Annotated in this window: 30 protein-coding genes; 24 read left to right on the forward strand and 6 right to left on the reverse strand. The window is 58.7% G+C overall.

Annotated elements, in window-relative coordinates; genetic code table 11:
* Nucleotides 1-265: 265 nt before the first annotated feature.
* Nucleotides 266-2,278 carry a hypothetical protein gene (locus tag ACVWXF_RS01070; RefSeq protein WP_457473415.1) on the reverse strand — a complete coding sequence of 671 codons (2,013 nt, stop codon included), beginning with the start codon at nucleotides 2,276-2,278 and terminating at the stop codon, nucleotides 266-268.
* A gap of 470 nt (nucleotides 2,279-2,748) precedes the next feature.
* Here ACVWXF_RS01070 and rplC point away from each other — a divergent pair, with 470 nt between their 5' ends.
* From rplC to ACVWXF_RS01190, 24 genes are all read left to right on the forward strand, one after another.
* Entirely contained in the window at nucleotides 2,749-3,393 is a 645-nt protein-coding gene (gene rplC / locus ACVWXF_RS01075) for a 50S ribosomal protein L3 (RefSeq protein ID WP_011434152.1), read from the forward strand.
* Nucleotides 3,394-3,408: 15 nt separating this feature from the next.
* Nucleotides 3,409-4,401 (forward strand): 50S ribosomal protein L4, encoded by a 993-nt coding sequence (rplD, locus tag ACVWXF_RS01080; protein ID WP_457473416.1) that lies wholly within the window; start codon nucleotides 3,409-3,411, stop codon nucleotides 4,399-4,401.
* A complete protein-coding gene (locus ACVWXF_RS01085) occupies nucleotides 4,394-4,693 on the forward strand; it encodes a 50S ribosomal protein L23 (protein ID WP_011434154.1) in 300 nt (99 codons plus the stop codon). Before rplD ends, ACVWXF_RS01085 begins: the two co-directional genes overlap by 8 nt.
* A 49-nt stretch (nucleotides 4,694-4,742) precedes the next feature.
* Entirely contained in the window at nucleotides 4,743-5,627 is an 885-nt protein-coding gene (rplB, locus tag ACVWXF_RS01090) for a 50S ribosomal protein L2 (RefSeq protein ID WP_414389721.1), read from the forward strand.
* Nucleotides 5,628-5,693: 66 nt separating this feature from the next.
* Nucleotides 5,694-5,975, forward strand: a complete 282-nt coding sequence (gene rpsS / locus ACVWXF_RS01095; protein ID WP_414331934.1) for a 30S ribosomal protein S19 — start codon at nucleotides 5,694-5,696, stop codon at nucleotides 5,973-5,975.
* 44 nt (nucleotides 5,976-6,019) lie between these two features.
* On the forward strand, nucleotides 6,020-6,394 hold the full coding sequence (gene rplV, locus ACVWXF_RS01100; RefSeq protein WP_011434157.1) for a 50S ribosomal protein L22: 375 nt from the start codon (nucleotides 6,020-6,022) through the stop codon (nucleotides 6,392-6,394).
* 42 nt (nucleotides 6,395-6,436) lie between these two features.
* The gene (gene rpsC / locus ACVWXF_RS01105) at nucleotides 6,437-7,207 is read left to right on the forward strand and encodes a 30S ribosomal protein S3 (RefSeq protein WP_011434158.1); all 771 of its coding nucleotides are present in this window, start codon (nucleotides 6,437-6,439) and stop codon (nucleotides 7,205-7,207) included.
* A gap of 55 nt (nucleotides 7,208-7,262) precedes the next feature.
* Nucleotides 7,263-7,730 carry a 50S ribosomal protein L16 gene (rplP, locus tag ACVWXF_RS01110; protein WP_457473417.1) on the forward strand — a complete coding sequence of 156 codons (468 nt, stop codon included), beginning with the start codon at nucleotides 7,263-7,265 and terminating at the stop codon, nucleotides 7,728-7,730.
* 13 nt (nucleotides 7,731-7,743) lie between these two features.
* Nucleotides 7,744-7,965, forward strand: a complete 222-nt coding sequence (gene rpmC, locus ACVWXF_RS01115; protein ID WP_011434160.1) for a 50S ribosomal protein L29 — start codon at nucleotides 7,744-7,746, stop codon at nucleotides 7,963-7,965.
* Complete coding sequence (rpsQ, locus tag ACVWXF_RS01120) at nucleotides 7,965-8,216, forward strand: 30S ribosomal protein S17 (RefSeq protein ID WP_011434161.1); 252 nt, start codon at nucleotides 7,965-7,967, stop codon at nucleotides 8,214-8,216. The genes rpmC and rpsQ overlap by 1 nt, the downstream gene beginning before the upstream one ends.
* The gene (gene rplN, locus ACVWXF_RS01125) at nucleotides 8,213-8,581 is read left to right on the forward strand and encodes a 50S ribosomal protein L14 (RefSeq protein WP_011434162.1); all 369 of its coding nucleotides are present in this window, start codon (nucleotides 8,213-8,215) and stop codon (nucleotides 8,579-8,581) included. Before rpsQ ends, rplN begins: the two co-directional genes overlap by 4 nt.
* Nucleotides 8,581-8,979, forward strand: coding sequence for a 50S ribosomal protein L24 (gene rplX / locus ACVWXF_RS01130; RefSeq protein WP_414389715.1), 399 nt, complete (start codon nucleotides 8,581-8,583; stop codon nucleotides 8,977-8,979). Before rplN ends, rplX begins: the two co-directional genes overlap by 1 nt.
* Nucleotides 8,980-9,047: 68 nt before the next feature.
* The gene (rplE, locus tag ACVWXF_RS01135) at nucleotides 9,048-9,590 is read left to right on the forward strand and encodes a 50S ribosomal protein L5 (protein WP_414355946.1); all 543 of its coding nucleotides are present in this window, start codon (nucleotides 9,048-9,050) and stop codon (nucleotides 9,588-9,590) included.
* A 46-nt stretch (nucleotides 9,591-9,636) separates the two neighbouring features.
* Nucleotides 9,637-10,047, forward strand: a complete 411-nt coding sequence (rpsH, locus tag ACVWXF_RS01140) for a 30S ribosomal protein S8 (protein WP_011434165.1) — start codon at nucleotides 9,637-9,639, stop codon at nucleotides 10,045-10,047.
* 33 nt (nucleotides 10,048-10,080) lie between these two features.
* Nucleotides 10,081-10,626 carry a 50S ribosomal protein L6 gene (gene rplF, locus ACVWXF_RS01145; protein ID WP_414355944.1) on the forward strand — a complete coding sequence of 182 codons (546 nt, stop codon included), beginning with the start codon at nucleotides 10,081-10,083 and terminating at the stop codon, nucleotides 10,624-10,626.
* 31 nt (nucleotides 10,627-10,657) lie between these two features.
* Entirely contained in the window at nucleotides 10,658-11,026 is a 369-nt protein-coding gene (rplR, locus tag ACVWXF_RS01150; RefSeq protein WP_414349593.1) for a 50S ribosomal protein L18, read from the forward strand.
* An 18-nt stretch (nucleotides 11,027-11,044) separates the two neighbouring features.
* Complete coding sequence (rpsE, locus tag ACVWXF_RS01155) at nucleotides 11,045-11,581, forward strand: 30S ribosomal protein S5 (RefSeq protein ID WP_011434168.1); 537 nt, start codon at nucleotides 11,045-11,047, stop codon at nucleotides 11,579-11,581.
* Nucleotides 11,582-11,619: 38 nt separating this feature from the next.
* Nucleotides 11,620-12,072 carry a 50S ribosomal protein L15 gene (rplO, locus tag ACVWXF_RS01160; RefSeq protein WP_414349592.1) on the forward strand — a complete coding sequence of 151 codons (453 nt, stop codon included), beginning with the start codon at nucleotides 11,620-11,622 and terminating at the stop codon, nucleotides 12,070-12,072.
* Nucleotides 12,073-12,225: 153 nt separating this feature from the next.
* Nucleotides 12,226-13,524: a preprotein translocase subunit SecY gene (secY, locus tag ACVWXF_RS01165; protein ID WP_457473418.1), complete on the forward strand. Its 1,299-nt coding sequence runs from the start codon at nucleotides 12,226-12,228 to the stop codon at nucleotides 13,522-13,524.
* A complete protein-coding gene (locus tag ACVWXF_RS01170) occupies nucleotides 13,524-14,105 on the forward strand; it encodes an adenylate kinase (RefSeq protein WP_011434171.1) in 582 nt (193 codons plus the stop codon). Before secY ends, ACVWXF_RS01170 begins: the two co-directional genes overlap by 1 nt.
* Before the next feature lie 38 nt (nucleotides 14,106-14,143).
* Complete coding sequence (gene map, locus ACVWXF_RS01175) at nucleotides 14,144-14,917, forward strand: type I methionyl aminopeptidase (protein WP_457473467.1); 774 nt, start codon at nucleotides 14,144-14,146, stop codon at nucleotides 14,915-14,917.
* A 130-nt stretch (nucleotides 14,918-15,047) separates the two neighbouring features.
* Nucleotides 15,048-15,272, forward strand: a complete 225-nt coding sequence (infA, locus tag ACVWXF_RS01180) for a translation initiation factor IF-1 (protein ID WP_011434173.1) — start codon at nucleotides 15,048-15,050, stop codon at nucleotides 15,270-15,272.
* Between the two features lie 23 nt (nucleotides 15,273-15,295).
* A complete protein-coding gene (locus tag ACVWXF_RS01185) occupies nucleotides 15,296-15,940 on the forward strand; it encodes an alpha/beta fold hydrolase (RefSeq protein ID WP_457473419.1) in 645 nt (214 codons plus the stop codon).
* 306 nt (nucleotides 15,941-16,246) lie between these two features.
* Entirely contained in the window at nucleotides 16,247-16,555 is a 309-nt protein-coding gene (locus ACVWXF_RS01190) for an alpha/beta fold hydrolase (protein ID WP_457473420.1), read from the forward strand.
* A gap of 157 nt (nucleotides 16,556-16,712) precedes the next feature.
* Here the strand turns inward: ACVWXF_RS01190 and ACVWXF_RS01195 are convergent, their stop codons facing one another.
* The 5 genes from ACVWXF_RS01195 to ACVWXF_RS01215 form a co-directional block, all read right to left on the reverse strand.
* The gene (locus ACVWXF_RS01195) at nucleotides 16,713-17,570 is read right to left on the reverse strand and encodes a PRC-barrel domain-containing protein (protein WP_238376801.1); all 858 of its coding nucleotides are present in this window, start codon (nucleotides 17,568-17,570) and stop codon (nucleotides 16,713-16,715) included.
* Nucleotides 17,571-17,678: 108 nt separating this feature from the next.
* Nucleotides 17,679-18,827: a glycosyltransferase gene (locus tag ACVWXF_RS01200; RefSeq protein WP_457473421.1), complete on the reverse strand. Its 1,149-nt coding sequence runs from the start codon at nucleotides 18,825-18,827 to the stop codon at nucleotides 17,679-17,681.
* A gap of 93 nt (nucleotides 18,828-18,920) precedes the next feature.
* Nucleotides 18,921-19,373, reverse strand: coding sequence for a QcrA and Rieske domain-containing protein (locus tag ACVWXF_RS01205; protein ID WP_414330183.1), 453 nt, complete (start codon nucleotides 19,371-19,373; stop codon nucleotides 18,921-18,923).
* Between the two features lie 213 nt (nucleotides 19,374-19,586).
* Nucleotides 19,587-20,156: a Uma2 family endonuclease gene (locus ACVWXF_RS01210; RefSeq protein ID WP_457473422.1), complete on the reverse strand. Its 570-nt coding sequence runs from the start codon at nucleotides 20,154-20,156 to the stop codon at nucleotides 19,587-19,589.
* 237 nt (nucleotides 20,157-20,393) lie between these two features.
* Nucleotides 20,394-22,277, reverse strand: coding sequence for a R3H domain-containing nucleic acid-binding protein (locus tag ACVWXF_RS01215; protein ID WP_457473468.1), 1,884 nt, complete (start codon nucleotides 22,275-22,277; stop codon nucleotides 20,394-20,396).
* Between the last annotated feature and the right edge of the window lie 2 nt (nucleotides 22,278-22,279).

Genomic DNA, 22,279 nt, shown 5'->3' on the forward strand with positions numbered 1-22,279 from the left:
GTGAAGACTTCTTTACTACTGATCAATCCATCCTCCTTCCGAAGTTGGTTTGCTAAGTGCTGCTATTGTACCCCTTGAGCCCTTAACAGGCTGTATCGTTGTTTCAAACAAGATTAAGACACTTTGCCGCCGACTCCTACCCCCACAATTAAGAGGGGCGGCTGCGCCGCTCTTCTAAAACCCTTGCCTTTGACCATTCCTGCAGTGCATCCCCCGATTTCTTGGAGGCCTGAGTTGCCAGCACCCTTTCAGGATAGGCTCTCCCTTAGCCGGCGGTTGCCATGGCCTTCAACCCCTTCAAAATCAGGTAGTCCAGAATACTGGTGTTCTCCTCGCCGCGATAATTAAAATTGGAGCGCACCAGCCACAGCCCCTTCTGAGTGCGGCAACAGAGGTTCAGCAGCGTGCGGGCCAAAATCTGTTGACGCGCCTGTAAATCCCGCGCCGCATCGAAAACCTCCCCGTCCCATTCCGGCGTCAGCACACGGCTGTTGTAGAGCACATGCCAGAGGGAGCGGGACCAGCTGGGGTTGGTGATATCAAACCAAAATTGGTAATCCGCCTCCAAACCCCGAGTGATGTAGGCCCCCGGAGTTGCAACTACCAAGTAACGGGAATAGTCGGGCTCGAAGCGGCTGCTGCTGGGGGTCTGTCCCGAGCGGATCATGGCCAAAAAGGCGGGATCCCCTTCGGCGGGGAAGGCCTGGCGAAACCGCCGTGCCGCTTCCATCAACACGCGCAGCAGCTCTTGATCCTGAGGGGAAGCAATCGCCGGGGCTAAGTGATCGGCAAAAAACTGCTGGAAGAAAGCGGCCAATGAAGGGCCGGGATGATAGCCGCGCAGCCAATCGAACAGTCGCTGGTAGCGCTCCAGGTTGGCAAACCCTACTCGCTCTGGCTGCCGTACTGCCGTTCGGGGACGCAGAGAACGCCCCACCGGATCCCAGGTATCTTCGGCCAACAGAGCTGCCCGGATGGGATCCAGCCCCAGCACCCAGCTCAACATCAGCCGCCAAGCCGGCAAAGTGGGAAAAGCACCCCACTCGGGATGGGCCAATTCTGCTGCCGTCAGCACCGCCCGCACCAAGGGATAGCGGATCAACGCCGGGAAGGGGGCAATCGACAAAACCGGCACTTCCGACAACTGCTCCTGCAAGCTCAGGCTCACCCCCACATCCATACGGGGCAGCAAAACAGCAATGCGATGGGCCGGGATCCCGGCCCCCAAAAGCCGGCGAATTTGAGCAACCATCACCTCCACTGCCGCAAACTGGGTCTCTTCCTCCAGCGTTTGCACCAGCGGCAGTCCTCCCCCCTGCGGCTCGGGCAGCGGATGAGAAAACTGGGGATCCAACACCCGCGCAATCTGCACCCCTAAGCGGATCATGCCTGCTGAAGCGCGATGGCTCCCCTCCAGAAACTGAACCTGCGTTTTTTCCATCAAGAAGTCGGCCACAGCTTCCGGGATCCCGGTCAAGGAAACCCCACCACTAAGGGTGTAGCTGAAAAATTGACTTTGCAGATGGGATTGCCCCTGCCGGTAAAACTCCAGCGCCACGGCACAACTGTCTTCCGCCTGATCCACAATCAGGTGATCCCACTCTTGCCAAAACTCCGCCAGCGGCAGGATGTGCTCGCCAAACAGCCGAATTTGCAGGCCAAAATCCAGGGATCCCAACCGAAGCGCTGCCTCCCACAGCCGACCCACACAGCAGCCCATTGCCTGCAAAGCCTCTGCCCGCCGCGGATCTGCCTCCTCGGGCCAAGCCCGGGCCAGCCGGGATCCCACCACTTCTGCCGACAAACCCGAAGCCCCCGCAATGTAAGCAGCACTGCTAATCTGATCCCAGATCTGGAACTCCTTGAGCCCGACGCCGGCAAAGGCTTCCCCATGCCGAGGGCACAAAGCGCAGGCTCGTTCGCAGAGAAATTGAGTGAGATCTTTGGCCAAGGGGATCGGCTCCAACGAGCGTGGCAACTGGGGGACACGCTCACACACCTGTGGCCAATGATCGGCCAACGAGCGTCCCACCCGCTGCAAGAACGTTTCGATCCGCCACGGCCCCACCAAGCCCGAACTGGACTGCTGCAAGCGCCGCAGCACCTCATCCGCTTGCCGTTGACTCCGCACCAAAAACAAGACCCGGCCTGGATCGGCTCCTGCCTGCAACAATCTCCGATAGTGATCTACACAAGCCTGGGTCAGCCCACTGCCTGCCCAGCCCATTACACTTTGGAAGGGAGATGGCTTCCCTGGCCAATGGCTCTTTTCTTCCACTTGAGCTGCCCTTACCCTCTCCGGCCTCTCCAACCAACCCATTTTCTCAGCAAAAGTCTGGACAAACGGGCCTTCGCTTCATTATGATTGTTTTCCGTTGCCAACTGAGTCCATCCGCTTTGGCGACCCGGCGCGCTGCTACACCAGATACTGCCTCTTTAGCAGGTAAGTCTGAGCAGCTCTCAACAAAAGCAGTTTGGCGTGCAGCTTTGGGGGTGAACTAAGCAAAAGGCTCAGCGTTGCCGGCGCTGAACTTGGCCTCGGGGGATCCCTACCTTGCTCTTTCGCCTCAGCCGGCAGATTCAGCTTTGTCTTGAGCTTCCTGCTGCCACGCTATTGCTGTATGCCTATCCATCCGGCTAACTGAGCCATTGGCCTACGGCCCGCTTCGCGGACGGCTAGCCGATTGTCGGAGTGAGCTGGCTCTCAGTTGATGAAAACGAGTCGTGCAGGCTCGATTGGAGGTTCTTGTGGCACTTGGCATCCTCGGAAGAAAAGTCGGCATGACCCAGATCTTCTCACCAGAGGGGCTGGCCATTCCGGTTACCGTCGTGCAGGCGGGGCCTTGCACCGTGACCCAGATCAAAACCCAAGCCACAGATGGCTACAACGCCATTCAGTTGGGCTACTTGCCCACTGCCGAAAAGCATCTCACGCGGGCGCAGCGGGGCCACCTCACCAAAGCGGGGGTGACAGAGCTGCTGCGCCACCTGCGGGAGTTCCGGGTTGACCAGCCAGAAGCCTACCAGTTGGGGCAGAAAATTACCGTCGAGATGTTCTCCCCTGGCCAATTGGTGGATGTGGCCGGTACCTCCATCGGGCGAGGGTTTGCCGGCTATCAAAAGCGCCACCACTTTGGTCGTGGCCCCATGTCCCACGGCTCCAAAAACCACCGCCGACCGGGCTCCATTGGCGCCGGCACAACCCCAGGCCGCGTGTTTCCGGGGATGCGCATGGCGGGGCGGTTGGGAGGTGGCCGAGTCACCACCCGCAAATTGCAGTTGGTGCAGGTGGATCCAGAGCGGGATCTGCTGGTGATCAAGGGTTGCGTGCCCGGGGTAGAAGGAGGGCTGCTGGAGATCACCCCTGCCAAGCAGGTGGGCAACAAGCGTTAGGGGAGGGATCCCTGGGTGAAACCAAGGTTGACCGGCATCCGCAAAGACGAGGGAACCATGGCAAGTTGTGTGGTGAAAAATTGGCAAGGGGAAACGGTGGGCAGCGCGGAGCTGAGCCTTAAAGTTGCTCGTCCCGAAACAGCCGCCCACATCCTCTATCTGGCACTGCGCCGGCAGATGACCAATGCTCGTCAGGGCAACGCCCACACCAAGACCCGAGCTGAGGTGCGCGGCGGCGGTCGCAAGCCTTGGAAGCAGAAAGGCACCGGTCGGGCCCGTGCCGGCTCCATCCGCTCCCCACTTTGGCGCAAAGGGGGGGTGATCTTCGGCCCCCGCAAGCGGGAATACAACCTGGCCATGAACCGCAAAGAACGGCAACTGGCCCTGCGCACCGCTCTGCAAAGTCGGGTGGAAGACCTGATCGTCGTGGAGGATTTCCAGGAGCAGCTCAACCCGCCCAAAACCCGTGCTGTGGCCCAGGCTTTGCTGCGCTGGGGGGTGATGGAAGATCAATCGGCTCTGCTCATCGTTGCCGAACGCTCGGAAGCCGTAGAGCGGGCCGTGCGCAACATCGCCCGCGTTAAGCTGATCGGCCTGGATCAGATCAACGTTTTCGATCTGCTCAACGTCGATTGGGTGCTGATCACCGTTTCTGCCCTAGAGCAACTCAAGGCCCGTTGGGGATCCGACGCTGCGCCGGCAGTTCTGGAGACTCCCTCTGAGGATGCACCTCAGGCCGACCTAGCCGAAGATCAGGCCCTGCCCGGAGATGGGCCGGAAGATCAGGCCGTTCCAGAAAGCGAACACGAGGAAGCAGAGCAAACCCCAGCCCAACCTGAGGCCCAGGAAAACCAAGCTGCCCTCCAAGGACGTCCAGCAGATCCGCAGGGGCCAGAAGAGCAAACCGAAGAGCCCCAAGATCCAGCAGAAGAACTGGCTCAAGGAGCAGAGCCGTCAACGGTAGAAGAGGCCGAAGCAGCCCCAGCAGAGGAGGAAAGCGATGACTGAGAGCAAGCGGATCCTGGCCGACGTCCTGTTGCGCCCCGTCATCACCGAAAAGGCAACCGCCTTGATGGAGCAGCGCAAATATGTCTTTGAAGTGCTGCCCACTGCCACCAAGCCGCTCATCCGAGCTGCTGTCGAAGAAATGTTCCGCGTGCGAGTCACTTCCGTCAACACCCTGAAGCCCCCGCGCAAGCAGCGGCGGGTGGGCCGCTTCGTTGGCTATCGCACCCGTCCCAAGCGAGCCATTGTGACCTTGGCCGAGGGAGATTCCATCACCCTCTTCCCGGACACCTAACCCCCCTTTTTGAGTTGTTGTCATCCCATCCCCCACCCCTACCTGAGCTATGGGCATTCGTACTCTCCGACCCTACACCCCCAGCACCCGTCACATGACGGTCTCTGACTTCGAGGAGCTGTCCCGTGACGAGAACGGCAAGCGGCCCAGACCGGAAAAGTCGCTGCTGCAATTTATTCACCGCAAGAAAGGGCGCAACAACCGTGGCGTCATCACCTGCCGGCACCGCGGTGGTGGCCACAAGCGGCTTTACCGCATCATCGACTTCCGTCGCGACAAGCGGGGGATCCCGGCGACCGTCAAAACTGTGGAGTACGATCCCAACCGTAGCGCCCACATCTGCCTGGTGGAATACGAAGACGGCGAGAAACGCTACATCCTCGCTCCCCGCAACCTACAGGTGGGATCCACCATCATGGCCGGGCCAGAGGCCCCCTTTGAGATCGGCAATGCCATGCCCCTGGAGCGGATCCCCTTGGGAACGGTGGTTCACAATGTGGAGCTGTATCCCGGTCGCGGCGGGCAGATGGTTCGCGCCGCTGGGGCTGGCGCTCAAGTGGTGGCCAGAGAAGGCAAATATGTCTCCCTCAAGCTGCCCTCCGGCGAAGTCCGCATGATCCGCGGCGAGTGCTACGCCACCATCGGCCAACTGGGCAACGTTGACCACAACAACATCAGCCTGGGCAAGGCGGGTCGTAGCCGTTGGTTGGGGCGCCGTCCCAAGGTGCGTGGCTCGGTGATGAACCCTGTGGATCATCCCCATGGCGGCGGGGAAGGGCGAGCCCCCATAGGCCGCAGTACCCCTGTCACCCCTTGGGGCAAGCCCACCCTGGGGTACAAGACCCGCAAACGCAACAAGCCCAGCAACAAATTCATCGTGCGCGGTCGCCGTCGCGGAGGCCGCCGGGACAAGGGCGGAAGGGCTGCTCAGTAGCCGCTGGCCATTCGCTCCCCGAAGCTTTTTCGACAGTGAATTGCTTATCAAACGGTTGAGGTTCTTATGGGACGTTCGCTGAAAAAAGGCCCCTTTGTGGATGCCAAGCTGCTTCTCAAGGTGGAGAAGATGAACGAGCGCAACGAGAAGCACATGATCAAGACCTGGTCGCGGGCCAGCACCATCTTGCCGGTCATGATCGGCCACACCATCGCCGTTCACAACGGCAAGCAACATGTGCCCATCTACATCACTGACCAGATGGTGGGTCACAAGCTGGGGGAATTTGTCCCCACCCGTACCTTCCGTGGCCACGCGGGTAGCGACAAAAAAGCCGCCCGCCGTTGAGATAAACAACGAGTAGGACAGTATTGAGCAGGAGGGAGAGCGCCATGGCTGATTCATCCCCTGAGGTTAAAGCGGTAGCCCGCTACATCCGCATGTCCCCCTTCAAAGTGCGGCGGGTGCTGGATCAGATCCGCGGGCGCACCTATGCCGATGCCCTCATCCTGCTGGAGTTCATGCCCTACGCTGCCTGTGAGCCGGTTCGTAAGGTGCTGCGCTCGGCGGTGGCCAACGCAGAGCACAACAACGGCTTGGATCCCCGGGATCTGGTGATCAGCCAGGCCTATGCTGATCAGGGGCCCGTCCTGAAACGGTTTCGCCCCCGCGCCCAAGGGCGGGCCTACCCCATTCGCAAGCGCACCTGTCACATCACCATCGCCGTCCGGCCCATAGAGGAAGCTGAAGCGGCGACGGCCTCTTAACCTCCTGTATTTCTAGCCCTTTACCCTTCAACCGACACCACCATGGGACAGAAGATCCACCCCACCGGTTTCCGCCTCGGCGTGATTAAAGAACATCGCAGCCGCTGGTTTGCCGATCCAGCCCGCTACCCAGCCTTGTTACAGGAGGACGACCAGATTCGCACCTACCTGACCAAGCAACTGAGCAGTGCTGGTTTGGCCGATATCCAAATCGAGCGCAAAGCGGATCAAATTGACCTGGAGATCCGGGCTGCTCGCCCTGGGGTAGTTGTGGGTCGGGGCGGATCCAGCCTAGAGACTTTGCGCCAAGGTCTACAGAAAGAGCTGTCCGCGCTAGCGGGACAAAGCCCTGGTTCACGAGGTGGTGGCGAGCGAACCATTCGCATCAATGTAGTAGAGGTCACCCGTGCCGATGCCGAGGCGACCTTGTTGGCGGAAAACATTGCCCAACAGTTGGAACGGCGGATTGCCTTTCGCCGCATCGTGCGCCAGGTGATCCAACGGGCCCAGCGGGCAGGTGTACAAGGGATCAAAATCCAAATTGCCGGTCGTCTCAACGGGGCCGAGATCGCCCGCACCGAATGGACGCGGGAGGGGCGGATCCCTTTGCACACCTTGCGGGCCGACATCGACTACGCCGAGCACCTCGCCCATACCACCTTCGGCATCATCGGAGTCAAAGTTTGGGTCTTCAAAGGGGAAGTTCTGCCCGGGCAGGAACGTCACGAACAAAAGTTTCCCCTGCAACAGCCCAAACGTCGGCAGCAGCGGCGGCGGCCCACCTTTGAAGATCGCTCGGCTCAGGAGGCCTGAGGGCCAACACCGGAACGTCCAGGGATCCCTATCGCAGTTGACTTAAGGAACGGCCATGTTAAGCCCCAAACGCACCAAGTACCGCAAGCAACAGCGCGGGCGCATGAAAGGCAAAGCGACCCGTGGCAACCGCATCAGCTTTGGGGAATACGGCCTTGTGGCCCTAGAACCCGCCTGGATTACAGCTCGACAGATCGAGGCCAGCCGTCGAGCCATGACCCGCTATGTTCGGCGGGGTGGCCAAATCTGGATTCGCATCTTTCCCGACAAGCCCGTTACTCAGCGAGCTGCTGAAACCCGCATGGGATCCGGCAAAGGCAACCCTGAGTACTGGGTTTGTGTCGTCAAGCCGGGCCGTATCCTCTTCGAAATGGGGGGAGTGGCAGAGCCCATCGCCCGCGAGGCCATGCGCCTTGCCGCCCAGAAGCTGCCCATTAAGGTCAAGTTTGTAACCAAAGCCGACTTTGAAAAGCCAGAGCCCGCCCAGGCAACGGCTTCAGAGGTGGCCACCAGCAGTGTATGAGGAGAGTTCAGCCATGCCCATGCCCAAAATTGCTGATGCCCGTGCTTTATCGGACGAAGAGCTGAGCAACGAAATCTACGCCGTCAAGAAAGAGCTGTTTGAGCTGCGTTTGCAGCAGGCCACGCGGCAGTTGAACCAGCCCCATCTCATCCGGCTGCGCAAACACAAGCTGGCGCAACTACTAACTGTGGAGGGAGAGCGTAAGCGGGGCAAACGCCCAACCAAGGAGGAGTAATGGCTGTTCGGGAGAAGATTGGCATTGTTGTCAGCAACAAGATGCAAAAAACGGTGGTTGTTGCTGTGGAAAATCGAGTTGCTCACCCGAAGTACGGCAAGATCGTCGTCAAGACCAAGAAGTTTAAGGCCCACGACGAGGAAAACCGCTGTCAAGAAGGGGATCTGGTGCGCATCACGGAAACCCGTCCCCTTAGCCGCACCAAGCGTTGGCAAGTTGCCGAAATCCTGAGGGAGGTGAAGAAACTATGATTCAGCAGCAAACTATGCTGACGGTGGCCGACAACACCGGTGCTCGCAAGATGATGTGCATTCGCGTGCTGGGCAGCAGTGGCCGTCGCTACGCCAGCTTGGGCGATGTGATCATTGGTGTCGTCAAGGATGCCCTGCCCAACATGCCCGTCAAAAAATCCGATGTTGTCAAGGCCGTTGTTATCCGCACCGTCGATACGGTACGTCGCCCTGACGGCATGTGCATCCGCTTCGACGACAACGCCGCCGTGATCATCAACAACGACGGCAACCCCCGTGGAACTCGTGTTTTCGGCCCTGTAGCCCGCGAGCTGCGGGAGAAAAACTTCACCAAGATCATCTCCCTGGCCCCGGAGGTACTCTGATGGTTCGCCCCCTCAAACCCAGCCAAATTCAGCGCCTAGTTCGGCGCCCCGGCATTCGCAAGCACCGCAACAGCCTGCGCTACAAAATGCGTATCAAGCAAGGGGATACCGTGCAGGTGATCTCTGGCGATGATAAGGGCAAAATCGGCGAGGTGCTGCGGGTCTTTCCCGAACGCAACATGGTTTTGGTGGAAGGGGTTAACATTGTTACCTACCACCGTAAACCCCAGCGAGAAGGGGAAAGTGGCCGAATTGAGACCAAGGAAGCTCCCATTCCCGTCTGCAAAGTGATGGCCTATTCCAAGAAGCAGGAGGTGGCCAGCCGTATCGGCTATCAAATCACCGCCGATGGTCGCAAGGTTCGCGTCCTTAAGAAAACGGGTGAGATTCTCGACTAGGCATTACATTCTTTTTTCCATCATTGGTTTGGCTCTGACCCAGCCCAGAGCCACAAGGAGAAGCCACCATGCCCCAGCGTCTGCAAATCCTCTACAACACCGTCATCGTCCCCAAGCTGCAAAAGGAGTTGGGCTACACCAACATCCATCAGGTGCCCCGCCTGGAGAAGATCGTGATCAACCGCGGCTTGGGGGAAGCTTCCCAAAATGCCAAGGCTCTGGAATCTTCCATTGCCGAGATCAGCGCCATCACCGGTCAGCGTCCGGTGATCACCCGCGCCAAAAAGGCAATTGCCAGCTTCAAGATTCGCAAGGGCATGCCTGTCGGCCTGATGGTGACCCTACGGCGGGAGCGCATGTATGCGTTTTTGGATCGCCTGATCAACATTGCTCTGCCCCGTATCCGTGACTTCCGCGGTGTCAGCCCCAAGGCCTTTGATGGACGAGGCAACTACACCCTCGGCATCCGCGAACAACTGATTTTTCCCGAAATCAACTATGACTCTGTAGATCAGTTGCGAGGTATGGATATCTCCATTGTGACCACTGCTAAAACCGATGAAGAGGGCCGTGCCCTGCTCAAAGCCTTTGGCATGCCCTTTGCCTCTTAGCTTTGCCCACCCTGAGTTTCCTTGATTGATCTTCCGAGGAGCACTGATGGCCCACACCAACGACACGATCGCCGATATGCTCACCCGCATTCGCAATGCCACCATGGCTCGGCACGAGTCGGTGGCAGTTCCGGCCACCCGCATGACCCGCAGCATCGCTCGCGTTCTTCATGAGGAAGGGTTCGTCAGCGAATGGAAGGAGGAGGGAGAAGGGATCCAAGCCCGGGTGGTGTTGCGATTGAAGTACAAGGGCAAAGGCCGCAACTGCAGGCCCATCATCAATGGCTTAAAGCGGGTGAGCCGACCCGGCCTGCGGGTTTACCGCAACCACAAAGAGCTGCCCCGAGTGCTGGGAGGAATTGGGATCGCCATCATCTCCACCTCCAACGGCATCATGACCGACCGGGAGGCTCGTAAGCAGGGCATTGGTGGTGAAGTCCTCTGTCTTGTCTACTAGACCTTAAGTTTTCTCTGGTCAGGAGTTTTTCCCATGTCCCGTATCGGTAGACGCCCCATCGCCCTTCCTGCCAAGGTGGAGATCCAGATCGACGGCCAACACATTGCAGTGAAAGGCCCGAAAGGTCAACTGTCCCGCAGTTTACCGCCCTTGATCACAGTCCAGCAAAACGCTCAGACGCTCACAGTCAGCCGTCTCAACGATTCTCGGCCTGCCCGCCAACTCCACGGCCTTTGCCGCACCTTGGTCGCCAACATGGTCGATGGAGTATCCAAGGGATTTGAGCGGCGGCTGGAATTGGTGGGCGTGGGCTACCGGGCTGCCATCCAAGGCAGCAAGTTGGTTTTGAACGTCGGCTACAGCCATCCTGTGGAGATCCCCTTTCCCCCCGGCATCCAAATTGCCGTTGAGGGAAACAACATCATTGTTGTCTCAGGCACAGATAAAGAACTGGTGGGCAATACTGCCGCCCGTATCCGAGCCGTCCGGCCCCCAGAGCCCTACAAGGGGAAAGGGATCCGTTATCTAGGGGAACAAGTTCGCCGCAAGGCGGGTAAATCCGGGAAAGCGAAGAAGTAAATAGCCCATTGCGAAAGCGGGACGGAGTCCTATGAAAACCAGCCGCAAAATCACCACCCAACGTCGTCATCGACGCATTCGCCGCAAGGTCTTTGGCACTGCCGAGCGGCCTCGCCTGGCCGTGTTTCGCTCCCATCGACACATCTACGCCCAGGTGATCGACGATGTAGCCCAGCATACCTTAACCTCCGCCTCCACCTTGGACACGGAGCTGCGCGAAAAATTCAAAGAAACCGGGACAGCCACTCAAGAAGCGGCTGCCTTGGTGGGCCGCTCAGTTGCTGAACGAGCCTTACAGATGGGCATTTCCCGCGTGGTTTTCGATCGGGGGGGCAAGCTCTATCACGGGCGCGTTCAGGCTTTGGCAGAAGCTGCCCGAGAAGCAGGGTTACAGTTCTAGCTACTGAGGACATAGCACATGGCTGAGCAGAGGGAACGTCGCAGAAGCAAAAAAAACCGCGAAGAGCAACCCACCGAGTGGCAAGAGCGGGTCATCCAGATTCGCCGCGTCACCAAGGTGGTCAAGGGCGGCAAGAAGTTGAGCTTCCGCGCTGTGGTGGTGGTCGGCAACGAGCGGGGCCAAGTCGGGGTTGGCGTGGGCAAAGCCAACGATGTGATCGGAGCAGTGCGCAAGGGGGTTGTGGACGGTAAAAAGCACCTCATTGAGGTGCCCCTCACCAAAGGTTTGTCCGTACCCCATCCCATGCAGGGAGCAGGCGGCGGTGCCACCGTCTTGGTCATGCCAGCAGCTCCCGGCACAGGCGTCATCGCAGGGGGGGCAGTCCGCACCGTTCTGGAGCTGGCAGGAGTACGCAACAGCTTGGCCAAGCAACTGGGATCCAGCAACCCCCTCAACAATGCCCGTGCTACCATCGATGCGCTGCGGCGGATGCGTACCTTTAAGCAGGTGGCCCAAGACCGAGACATCGATGTGCGCCGCCTATTGGGCAAGTGATGGACAGGTGATATTGAGCAAGTGAGCCAGAGGTAGCCATGCGACTGGAAGACATTCGGCCTCAAGCAGGTTCGACGCGGCGGCGGCGGCGGCTAGGTCGTGGCGTTTCTGCCGGGCAGGGGGCCTCCTGTGGCAAGGGGATGCGGGGGCAAAAGGCCCGCAAGGGGGGTGGTACACGACCCGGCTTTGAAGGGGGGCAGACTCCCCTCTACCGGCGTTTGCCCAAGCTTAAGCATTTCCCCCGCTACACGCGGCGTCTGGAATACACCCTGGTCAACCTGCGCGCCTTGGCGGATCTGCCTGCCGGCAGCGAGGTCAGCCTGGAAAGCCTGATGGAACGAGGGATCGTCACCACCAACGATGGCCCGCTGAAGATCTTGGGGGATGGGGAAGTCAGCGTGCCCCTGACGATCAGGGCGGCGGCTATTACCGCTTCAGCCAAAGCCAAGATCGAGGCAGCCGGAGGTCGGGTGGAAATCTTGGGATCCTAGACCGCCCCTTCCCGCTGCTCTGGCCGGCTTCTGTGGGAAGTTGCTGAGTTGCACTTTCTCTGGATTTACTTTGATTTTGCCGACTGCACCACCGGCAGCGTAGAGTGGTAGATAGCTAACCTTGCCCTTTGCTCCCGCGAGATTCTCTTCCCTATGGTTGACACACGAGGTTCCGCCCCCTCTGCCCAAGAGACCTTTATGCAGATGGCTATGGCCTCTGGCCTGCGCAGCCGTCTGTTTCTCACCTTGGGCTTGCTGCTGTTGGTCAGACTGGGCATTTACATCCCCATTCCCGGTATCGATCGGGCCCGCTTTGCTGCCGAAGCTGCCAACAGCCCTGTGTTTGGCTTGCTGGATGTCTTCTCCGGCGGGGGGATTTCTGCTTTAGGAATTTTCGCCCTTGGGATCCTGCCCTTCATCAATGCCTCAATTATCATGCAGTTGCTGGTCTCGGCCATTCCAGCCTTGGAGAACCTGCAGAAAAACGAGGGAGAACAGGGGCGGCGGCAGATTTCTCAGTACACCCGCTATGTCACCTTGGTTTGGGCCATCATCCAGGGCATTGGCATTTCCTTTTGGGTGCGGGAGTTTGCCAGTACCACCAATGAGTTGGCCTTCATGGCCTCCACCACCCTGGCTCTGGCGGCGGGATCCCTGTTTGTGATGTGGCTGGGAGAGATGATCACGGAGAAAGGGGTGGGAAGTGGCCCTTCGCTCTTGATCTTCGTCAACATTGTTGCCACTCTGCCCCGTGCCCTCGGACAGACTATTAGCCTGGCCCGTGCCGATAGCAGCACCATCGGTGGCATCTTGCTGTTGCTGGCAATCTTTTTGGTCACCATTGTCGGCATTGTCTTTGTCCAAGAAGGCAGCCGCAAGATCCCTATCGTCTACGCCAAGCGCCAGGTGGGCAACAAGCTGTTCCGCGAGCAGAAAAGCTATCTGCCCCTGAGGCTAAACCAAGGGGGGGTGATGCCGATCATCTTTGCCTACTCGGTGATGTCCCTGCCTCTGGCCCTGGCCCAGTACACCCAAAACCTGACTTTGGTGCAAGTGGCCAACTTCCTATCCCCCACCTCCTGGTTCTACATTCCTTTTTACTTCGTGCTGATCCTCTTCTTCAGCTACTTCTACGCCTCTTTGCTCATCAACCCGGTGGATCTGGCTCAAAACTTGAAGAAGATGGGGGCCAGCATTCCGGGAATACGCCCGGGCAAGGCCACTGCCGAGTATGTCGAAGGGATCCTCAACCGCCTGACGCTGCTGGGGGCTTTGTTCCTATGCGCGGTGGCCATCATCCCGACGACGGTGGAACGGGCAACCGGCATCACCACTTTCCAAGGTTTGGGGGCGACCTCGCTACTGATTTTGGTGGGGGTGGCGATCGAGACCTCCAAGCAGATCCAGACTTATGTCATCTCACAACGCTACGAAGGGATGGTCAAACAGTAGTGCCGAGGTTGATCTTTCTGGGGCCGCCGGGGGCGGGCAAAGGTACACAGGCGGAGCGGCTGGCGGCCATCTACCACACGCCCAAAATTTCCACAGGCGATCTGTTGCGGGCCGAGGTGAAAGCCCAAACGCCCTTGGGGTGCCAGGCCAAGGTTTACATGGATGCGGGAGAGCTGGTGCCCGACGAGGTGCTGATCGGAATGGTGAAGGGGCAGTTGCAGCAATCTCCAGAGCAGGGCTGGATCCTAGATGGATTTCCTCGCACCTTAGCCCAGGCAGAGGCCTTGGAAGAGCTGCTGCAAGAGCTGGGCCAAGATTATGACTACGTCCTCAACTTGGAGGTGCCGGATGAGGTGGTGGTGGCCCGGCTGCTGGCCCGGGGCAAGGAACAGGGGCGCAGCGATGATGCGGATCGGTCGGTGATTCTCAAGCGTCTGGAGGTCTATCGGCAGCAGACGGCTCCCCTGATCGATTTTTATGAGGCCAAGGGGCGCTTGCAACGGGTCAACGGCAACCAGCCGATGGAATCCGTACAGGAACATCTGCAGGCTCTTTTGGAAGGCTTCAGGAGGACGGCGTGATCAGAGCAGGAGCTGGAAATCCCTCCCAGCGGCGGGGCATGCAGCTTATTGAGATCAAATCTCGCCGCGAAGTGGAGAAAATGCGCCGGGCCGGTCGGGTGGTGGCCCAAGTATTGCAGGAGATCGCGGAGCGCCTAGAGCCGGGCTGGACTACGGCAGATATCGATACCTATGCTGAGAGACGGGTGGCCCAACTCAATGCTTTGCCCAGTTTCAAGGGCTACTACGGCTTTCCCGCCTGCGTTTGTGTCAGTGTCAACCATGAGGTGGTGCACGGGATCCCCAGTCCCCGTAAAGTGTTGCAGCCGGGAGATGTGGTCAAAGTGGATTTTGGTGCCATCGTCGAGGGCTGGCATGCGGATTCCTGTATCACCATCGGCCTGGAACCCCTGAGCGACGCAGCTCGGGATCTGATCGATACAGCGGCCAAGGCCCTGCAGACGGGCATCGACCACGTGCGCCACGGCGTTTGGCTTCAGGATGTCTCAGGCGCCATTGAAGATTACATCGAGGGGCGGGGCTACTCGGTGGTGAAGCAGTATGTCGGCCACGGGGTGGGGCGCAACCTGCACGAGGAGCCGCAGTTTCCCAACTATCGCACCCGCGATCTGCCCAATCCCAAGCTGCGCTCCGGCATGACAGTGGCCATTGAGCCGATGGTGAATGCGGGGGGAGAGGCAACCCGAGTGTTGCCAGACCAATGGACGGTGGTCACAGTAGATGGCTCTTGGTCGGCTCAGTTTGAGCACACGGTCTTGGTCACCGAGTCTGGAGCAGAAATTTTGACCGATCGCACGCCTTTTCAGTCCTAAGGGATCCCCTGATGAAGGACTGCAACGGTTAGGATAGAAGAGACGGAGTATATTTTCATTTCTTAACAGCGCGTGTCGTCGCGGCTGTGGATTGTTCTGTTGTTTGTTATGTCGTTTTTGGGAGGGCTCATTGTCTAAGGAAGATGCCATTGAAATGGAGGGGGTTGTTACCGAATCCCTGCCCAACGCCATGTTCCGAGTGGATCTGGACAACGGCTTCAACGTGCTCGCTCATATCTCCGGCAAAATTCGCCGCAACTACATCAAGATCTTGCCCGGCGACCGGGTCAAGGTGGAGCTGAGCCCCTATGACCTCAACAAAGGGCGCATCACCTACCGCCTTAAGAAAAAGTAGGTTCCCTAGCTGGGCTGCTGAGGATGAAAGAGCTGAGCCAAGTTCTCAAGATCAGGCTCTGGACTACTGTCGGCGGGTTGGGTGCTCTAGCCGTTTTCAACGCTTGGATCTCTTCCCAAACTCAGCCTCTGCAGAGCCTGCTGCCGGGAGAGGAAAGGCATCACTTCTGGCGGGGTCATCGCCTGTTTTACAAGGTCATGGGATCCGGCCAGCCGTTGTTGCTGGTGCACGGCATTGGGGCAGGCTCCTCCAGCTATGAGTTTCGTGCCATTATGGCGGAGCTGGGGCAGCACCATCAAGTCTATGCTCTGGATTTGTTGGGGTGGGGCAACTCAGAACGTCCAGATTTGAAGTACACCGGCAGCCTCTATGCCGAGATGATCGGGGATTTTGTCCAGCAGGTGATCGGGCGACCGTGTCACGTCATTGCCAATTCCCTCTCGGCAGGGTTTGTGCTGCGCTCGGCCCGTCTACAACCCCACTATTGGCAGAAGCTGTTGCTCATCGCCCCTCTGGGAGACAACAGCCTCATCCCCGATGCCCTCGGGATCCCTTTGGCCCAGATTGCCTATGGATTCCTCAGCCTGCCCGTTCTGGGGTTGGCTTTCTACAACGGCATCACCGCCCCCTGGAGTGTACGCTTGTTTACAGAGCAGAGCTTGTTCTGATACATTTACGCTGAACACTGCTGAACATCACTGTTCAACTATGCAGCGATAGCATTCTGTTTGTTTCCAAACAGAATGGCGGTATCCCGCAAAGCTTTGAGTAGAATACCCAAAGCGCAGTTTCCGTGTCGTCTTACTACCAATTTTCTGCTTTGCTTTGGCTACCATGTTGGCAGACTCGAAAGTAAACAGAAAGATCAACTGGTAGTAATCCGTACTGAACATATTATACATTATTTTCAGTATAGTTGAGCTTATTATTGACTAGAGTCATGCTCCCCCAGCTACGCCCTGGATGAGGCGGTGGTGGACTACTATTACCGGGCAGCTCACCAAGCGGGGGCTCAATTTGCCCCCCGTTCTTTTCTCACCGGCAAGCTCAACTTGCCCATCGAAGACGACTTTCGCGTGGTGGCCAAGCCCATGGTTCTGGTCTGGGGAGAACAGAACCGCCTCACCGGTCCAGAACAGGCAGAGCGATATCGCACCTTGCGCCCGGAGGTGCCGATATACCGGTTGCCAGGGGCTGCTTTTCCGCACATTGAAGCGCCGCAGACCTTTTTGTCGGTGGCTTTGCGCTTCTTGGCCGAAGCCGATCCTGCCCTGCCGGGATAGACAGATGGGGGATCCCTTCACCCCTTGGAAGAAAACAGCTGGGGATTGACGCAAGAAGCAGCCCTGACATCAGGGGGAACGACCGTACTCTCGGCTGACGCGACCACCCCCAGCCACTTCCCTGAGGGGAAAGGGGAGTTGATACAAGCCCGGCAACTTAAGTGGGCTCCCCGGCCTTATCTTCCCAGGGATCACCATCCACAGGAGTGGAGCTGGAAGGAGGAGGGGCAGGCTCAGAAGGAGGGGCCTCTTCTTTGGCATACTCCTGTTCCCAAGCCGGTTGTTCGGGGGCGGGTGCGGGCTCAGGTGGACGAGGACGCACAGGCTGCGGCTCAGGTTCAGGCTCTTCTTCTGCGTAAACGTCTTCTTCTTCGGCTTCGTATTCCTCGTCGTATTCTTCTTCGTAATCTTCCTCGACGGCGGAACTCTCGACAGCACTGGGCAGGGCAGGAGCAGGGCTAACTCCGGCTTCCCAAGGGGGCTTGCCGATTCCCAGGGTTTCCAAAATCCCCTTGGCCAGTTGGGTTAGGCGGGTCTCAGCGCCATCGGCAACAATAAGGCGATCCCCGCCCACAGAGACAATCTCATCGGTGGAGAGCAGATAGGTGCTGAGGATGAAGCCGGGTAAAAAGGTGAGGCCGAGGTTGGAGAGCACCAAACCCGTGATGATGCCGGAGACGGAGTTGAACTCAAAATCCTTAACTTTGCCAAGGCGGATCCCTTCTTCGGTTACCACCTCGCTGCCAACCACGCGACTCAGGCCCTCCAAATCCAAGTTATCGAAAACTTCTTCGCTGGGGACAAGAACTGCATCCTGACCCAACGCTGTTACTTGCCGCAGCTCCATCAAACGGGGGGATCCGGCAAGGGCTTTTTCCAGCACCCCCAGCACCAGAACCTGCTTGGCTTCCAGATCCGCCCAAACTTCGCTGACTACCCCAAGCCGGGCTGCGTTGCCCTGGCTGATCACCTGCGTTCCCAGAACCTGTGACCGCCGACGAACCTCTGATCGCACCAGCGCAACAGATCCTTTCCCAGTCGTCATGATGGTTTCCCCGTCGTAAGTCAAAACGTTCCCGTTGTTGGGCTGCGTGTCTGACACAGTTCGCCAGAATTAAGTAAGTTAATAGTACCACTGCCTGTCTCCTCCCTCGCGGGCTGCCCAGGTGGGATCCCGGCCAATCTGCCTGCTCCAGGCCAGAAACTGCTCTGCCATCGCGCCCAGGGAATAGTGCTCTTCTGCCCGTTGCCGACAGCGGCTCCTGTCGATGTGATCTAGGCGCTCTACAGCCTCTGCCAAAGCTGCCACGTTGTCCGGCTCGACGATCCAGCCGGTTTCTCCATCGCTGACAATTTCCGCGGGCCCACCCCGGCGGTAGGTAATCACCGGCACGCCACAGGCCAAAGCTTCCACCGCCACCAAGCCAAAGGCCTCCACCCACTTGGGGGTCATGATCAAGGCTGAGCATTGCCCCAAGATCCGCTGCATTTGCGGGGTGGGCAAAAACCCTCGGTAATCCAATTGGGCATGCGGGTACTGCGCTTGGATCTGCTGCCAGTAGCCTGGCTCTTGCAGGTGGCCTAGGATCACCACCGGCCTTCCCGTCTTCTCGGCTAGGGCAGCACAGTCTTCCAGGCCCTTTTCGGAGGCAATGCGCCCAATCCAACACAGGGATCCATTCCCTTGGGGCACAAAGTCGTAGAGGCGCAGATCCACCCCGCAGGGCAGATAGACAAAGGGATCCCGACCTGCCGCCATCTCGGCTCGGGCAAAGGCAAAGGTCTGGGCTTGCGCCCGCGAATGCAACGCCAGCCGACCAGGGTAGCGATGGGCAATGTGCTCTAGAGCCTGATCGACGGCATCGCTGAGGGATCCCATGCTAACAATGTGGGCCACCGGGGTGCGGAAAAAATCCGTCAAATAAAACGAGAGCCAATCGTAGCTCCAGTTCACGATTAGATCGAACTGATCTTGCAGGTGGGCAGCCCGCTGCCACAGGTTGGCCAGCAGAGAGGGGGTGTGGATCAGAACCGGCTGATCGCGGCGCTGGGTTTGCGCATAGGCCGGGGGAAGGCCCGCCACCGGCTCGATCACCTCCTCCGGCAACTCCGCCATTCGGGATCCCACAGGGGCCAACACCCGCACTTGGGATCCCATCTGGAGTAAGACACGCGTCAGGTTGGCAAGATTGAGCTCCACACCACCACCGGCCCCGGATCCCAGAGGTCCAACAGGGGTGGAGAGGAACAGATAGCGGTAGGGACGAGCCATAGGGAGAGCCTCGGTAGCTCAGCCCATTGTCTTCTCAATCCGGATACCCGACTCCTTTTGCCTGGCCTCAAAGCCCACAGCCTACCCAGAACTTTACGAGGCTTTGGCTACAAAAATTTCTCCCTTCTCCACCTTGACCTTGTAGATGGCCAGGTCTGCCTTGGCCGGGCCACGGGTACGGCTGCCATCGGCAGCAAAAGCCGAGCCATGACAGGGGCAGACAAAGTTCTCCCCCCGCCAGTTCACATCACACCCCGCATGGGGACAGGCGGCATCCAGAGCCAGCAGAGAATCTTCTTTTTGCGGATCCCCGACCAGCCAGAGGGTGGCGGTGTTTTTCCCAAAGGCGTTTTCCACCTTGAAGGGGCCATCTTTGAGATCGGCCAGAGTGGCAACTTTCACAAACTCCGGCTCAGAAGCCTTAGAGCCAGAAGCAGTTCCCTGGGCCAGGGCAAAACGGCGCCGGGTAAACCCAGGTAACCAACCCACCAACGAGCCAAAACCGAGAGCCAGCCAGCGAAGAAAACCACGACGATTGTTGTACATGGCTATGTGTCCTTGGAGGTGTGCGAAATGTAGGTCATGAGCCAGCGAAAGCCCGGCCCCTTCAGAAGGGATCCCCGTACAAATGCTGCCCTTAACATTTTGTTACACCGGAACAGTTTCGGCCAGGGCCAAGCCGCACTTTTTCCGGCTAGAGTACGCAGTAGCCCTCTTCGTTGCTTGAGTACCGGGGATGGGCTCTTGCACTGCTGGAGCTTAGGATCGAGAGGTAAACAGCTCAGCAACCGTGCAGACAAAGCCGGGCAACAGGGGAGAAGACAACGCATCCTGAGCCAACAGCGTTTCTACCAAGACCAACTGGGCCTGTTGTCTGCGATACACCTCTACCCTCTGAGCCAGCCGATCGACGATCCAGTACTCTTGCACCCCATACACAGAGTAGAGTTTCCGTTTTGCCAAGCGGTCTCGATCCTCATGAACTTTTCCAGGTGATAGGACTTCAACCACCAGCTCAGGGGCACCCCGAAAATGTCCTGCTTCATCTTGAATCTGGGACAGCCGCTCATAACTAACCCAAACAACATCGGGAGACACATTATCAAATTCGGAAAAGAGGATCCCTGGCATGATTGAGGGTTCTCCCAATCCTGTTTCTAGCGACCACCGATGCAGTGCGGAGAACAAACACCCGATAATGTGCTGATGTTTGTGATGAGGAGAGCGAGTCACCAGCAGTTCTCCGTCGATGATCTCGTAGCGGATCCATTCATTCTCTGGAAGAGCCTCGATATCCCGAGTGGTCCAGCGTACTTCTGTAGCAGTCATTAGCTATCCCTATAGCAATAAATGGTGCTATGCCCAGGGCACCCTGCTGCTGTACCTACGACACTGGGCCGACAACTGCAACGCTGTCGCAACAGCGGGAACCGCACTTGGCGTAGCCAAATCTTAGCCCAGGATCCCGTTCACAGAAGCGGGACGGAGTCCTCCCTCTCTGGCCACGACGGCTCAATGGATAGAGGTTCTCTAGAGCTGGACTATTGGCTGCGCTATCGTGTGGGGCTAGTTGGGATAGATGCGCAAGCGGCGGTTGGGCTCTTCCCCAAAGCTTTGGGCCCGCAGGTGGTAATGTTCCACCAACTGGTGTTGGAGCTTGCGGATCAGAGGCGAACGGGGCAAAAGTTCCACCGGCTGAGACTTGGGAATGACGATTTGCTCCACCGCCAGGCGGGCTTCTTCCAGAGCTTCGGTTTCATCGCCTGAGCTGGCGCGAATGAACAGCTCCAGGTCGGAATCGGATCCCTCTTCGCTTTCGATGTTGAGAATATGGCGCAGGGCGCGAGCCAGGGCAATCAGAGTATTGGCCTTGACGGTGTGAATCGGGATCTGGCGGGAGTGGGCCATCTGCTGGATCTTGGAACGGCTGCGCACCTGGGATCGCAAGGCCAAGACAATGTCTGCCTCGTCTAGATCTTTGGTGACATCCGCCGACAGTTTCAGGGTTTGGATCACCTGCTCCAGGTAGAAGCGGCTCACTCCGTAGGGGTAGATCATCAGCGGCCCATCCGGATTCTGCTGCCGTCCTGTCGGGGCTAGGGCGGATCCCTCCCAGTCCAAATCTTCTTCATCAGAGCCGGATTCCGCTTTGGATTCGGCCACCACCTGAGCGGCAGGACGGGATCCCGCCGGCGTTAGCGGGACGGAGTCCTCTCGCCTCTCCAGGAGCAAACCCGATTCTCCTTGCTGCTGCGAGCGACTTTCAAGCGGCTCTGAAGGCAGAGCTTCCATCCGTCCAGAGCGTTGCCATCCTCCCCGCTCCCGTGCTGCGGAGATTGTGCTGCCGGCAGGGGGCCATTGGGGGCCAGATAGAGCCGGGCGCCCGTTTGCGCCAGCGGTGCTCCGCACTATCACCACCTGGCCGTGTTCGTCTAAACTGCGGGTTTGGGTCAGCGGCTCGCGGTTGCGCAAGAGACGATCCACAGTGGCGGCCACATCTTCGTGGATGACCCAGCGGGATCGCTCCAGCATCTCTATGGCAATCTCAAACGTAGGGGGAGCTTTGCGCTCCAACACACTCTTCTGAGAGCCCCGTCGCCGCGCCTCTTCATCTCCCAGGGTGACCGATTGGATCCCGCCCACCAAGTCTGAGAGGGTGGGATTTTTGATCAGGTTGTCGATGCGGTTGCCATGGGCGGTGGCCACCAGTTGTACCCCCCGTTCGGCAATGGTACGAGAGGCCAAAGCTTCCAGTTCGGTGCCGATCTCGTCGATAACTACCACTTCGGGCATGTGGTTCTCCACCGCCTCGATCATCACCTTGTGCTGCAGCTCTGGGCTGGCCACCTGCATCCGTCTGGCCCGGCCAATGCCCGGGTGGGGCACGTCTCCATCGCCGGCGATCTCGTTGGAAGTGTCGATAATGACCACTCGTTTGCCCAGCTCATCGGCCAGCACACGGGCAATCTCCCGCAGGGCCGTGGTTTTGCCCACCCCCGGTCGGCCCAGCAACAGCATAGAGCGCCCCTGTTCCACCAAGTCGCGGATCATGCTGATCACGCCGATAACGCAGCGACCCACCCGGCAGGTGAGGCCAATGATTGTGCCTTGGCGGTTGCGGATGGCACTGATCCGGTGCAGGGTAGAGGCAATGCCTGCGCGGTTGTCACTGCTGAACTCTCCAACCCGGCTGATCACCTGATCCAAGTCGGCCCGGGTGATCACGTCCTCGGAGAGGTAATCGGCAAAGCCGGGGAAGCGGGCTTCGGGACGGCGGCCCAAATCCAGCACCACCTCCACCAATCGATCCAGGTGAGGATGCTGTTCTAGGCGCTCGCGAATTGGAGCCGGCAGGATATCCAAAAGCTTACTCAGGTCGTCGCTGTATTGAACCTGGCCGGGAAAGCCGGTACGTTCACGTAAGCGGTGCGGAGCACTTTCCGGATCCATCG

The sequence above is a fragment of the Thermostichus sp. MS-CIW-40 genome (assembly GCF_054058315.1).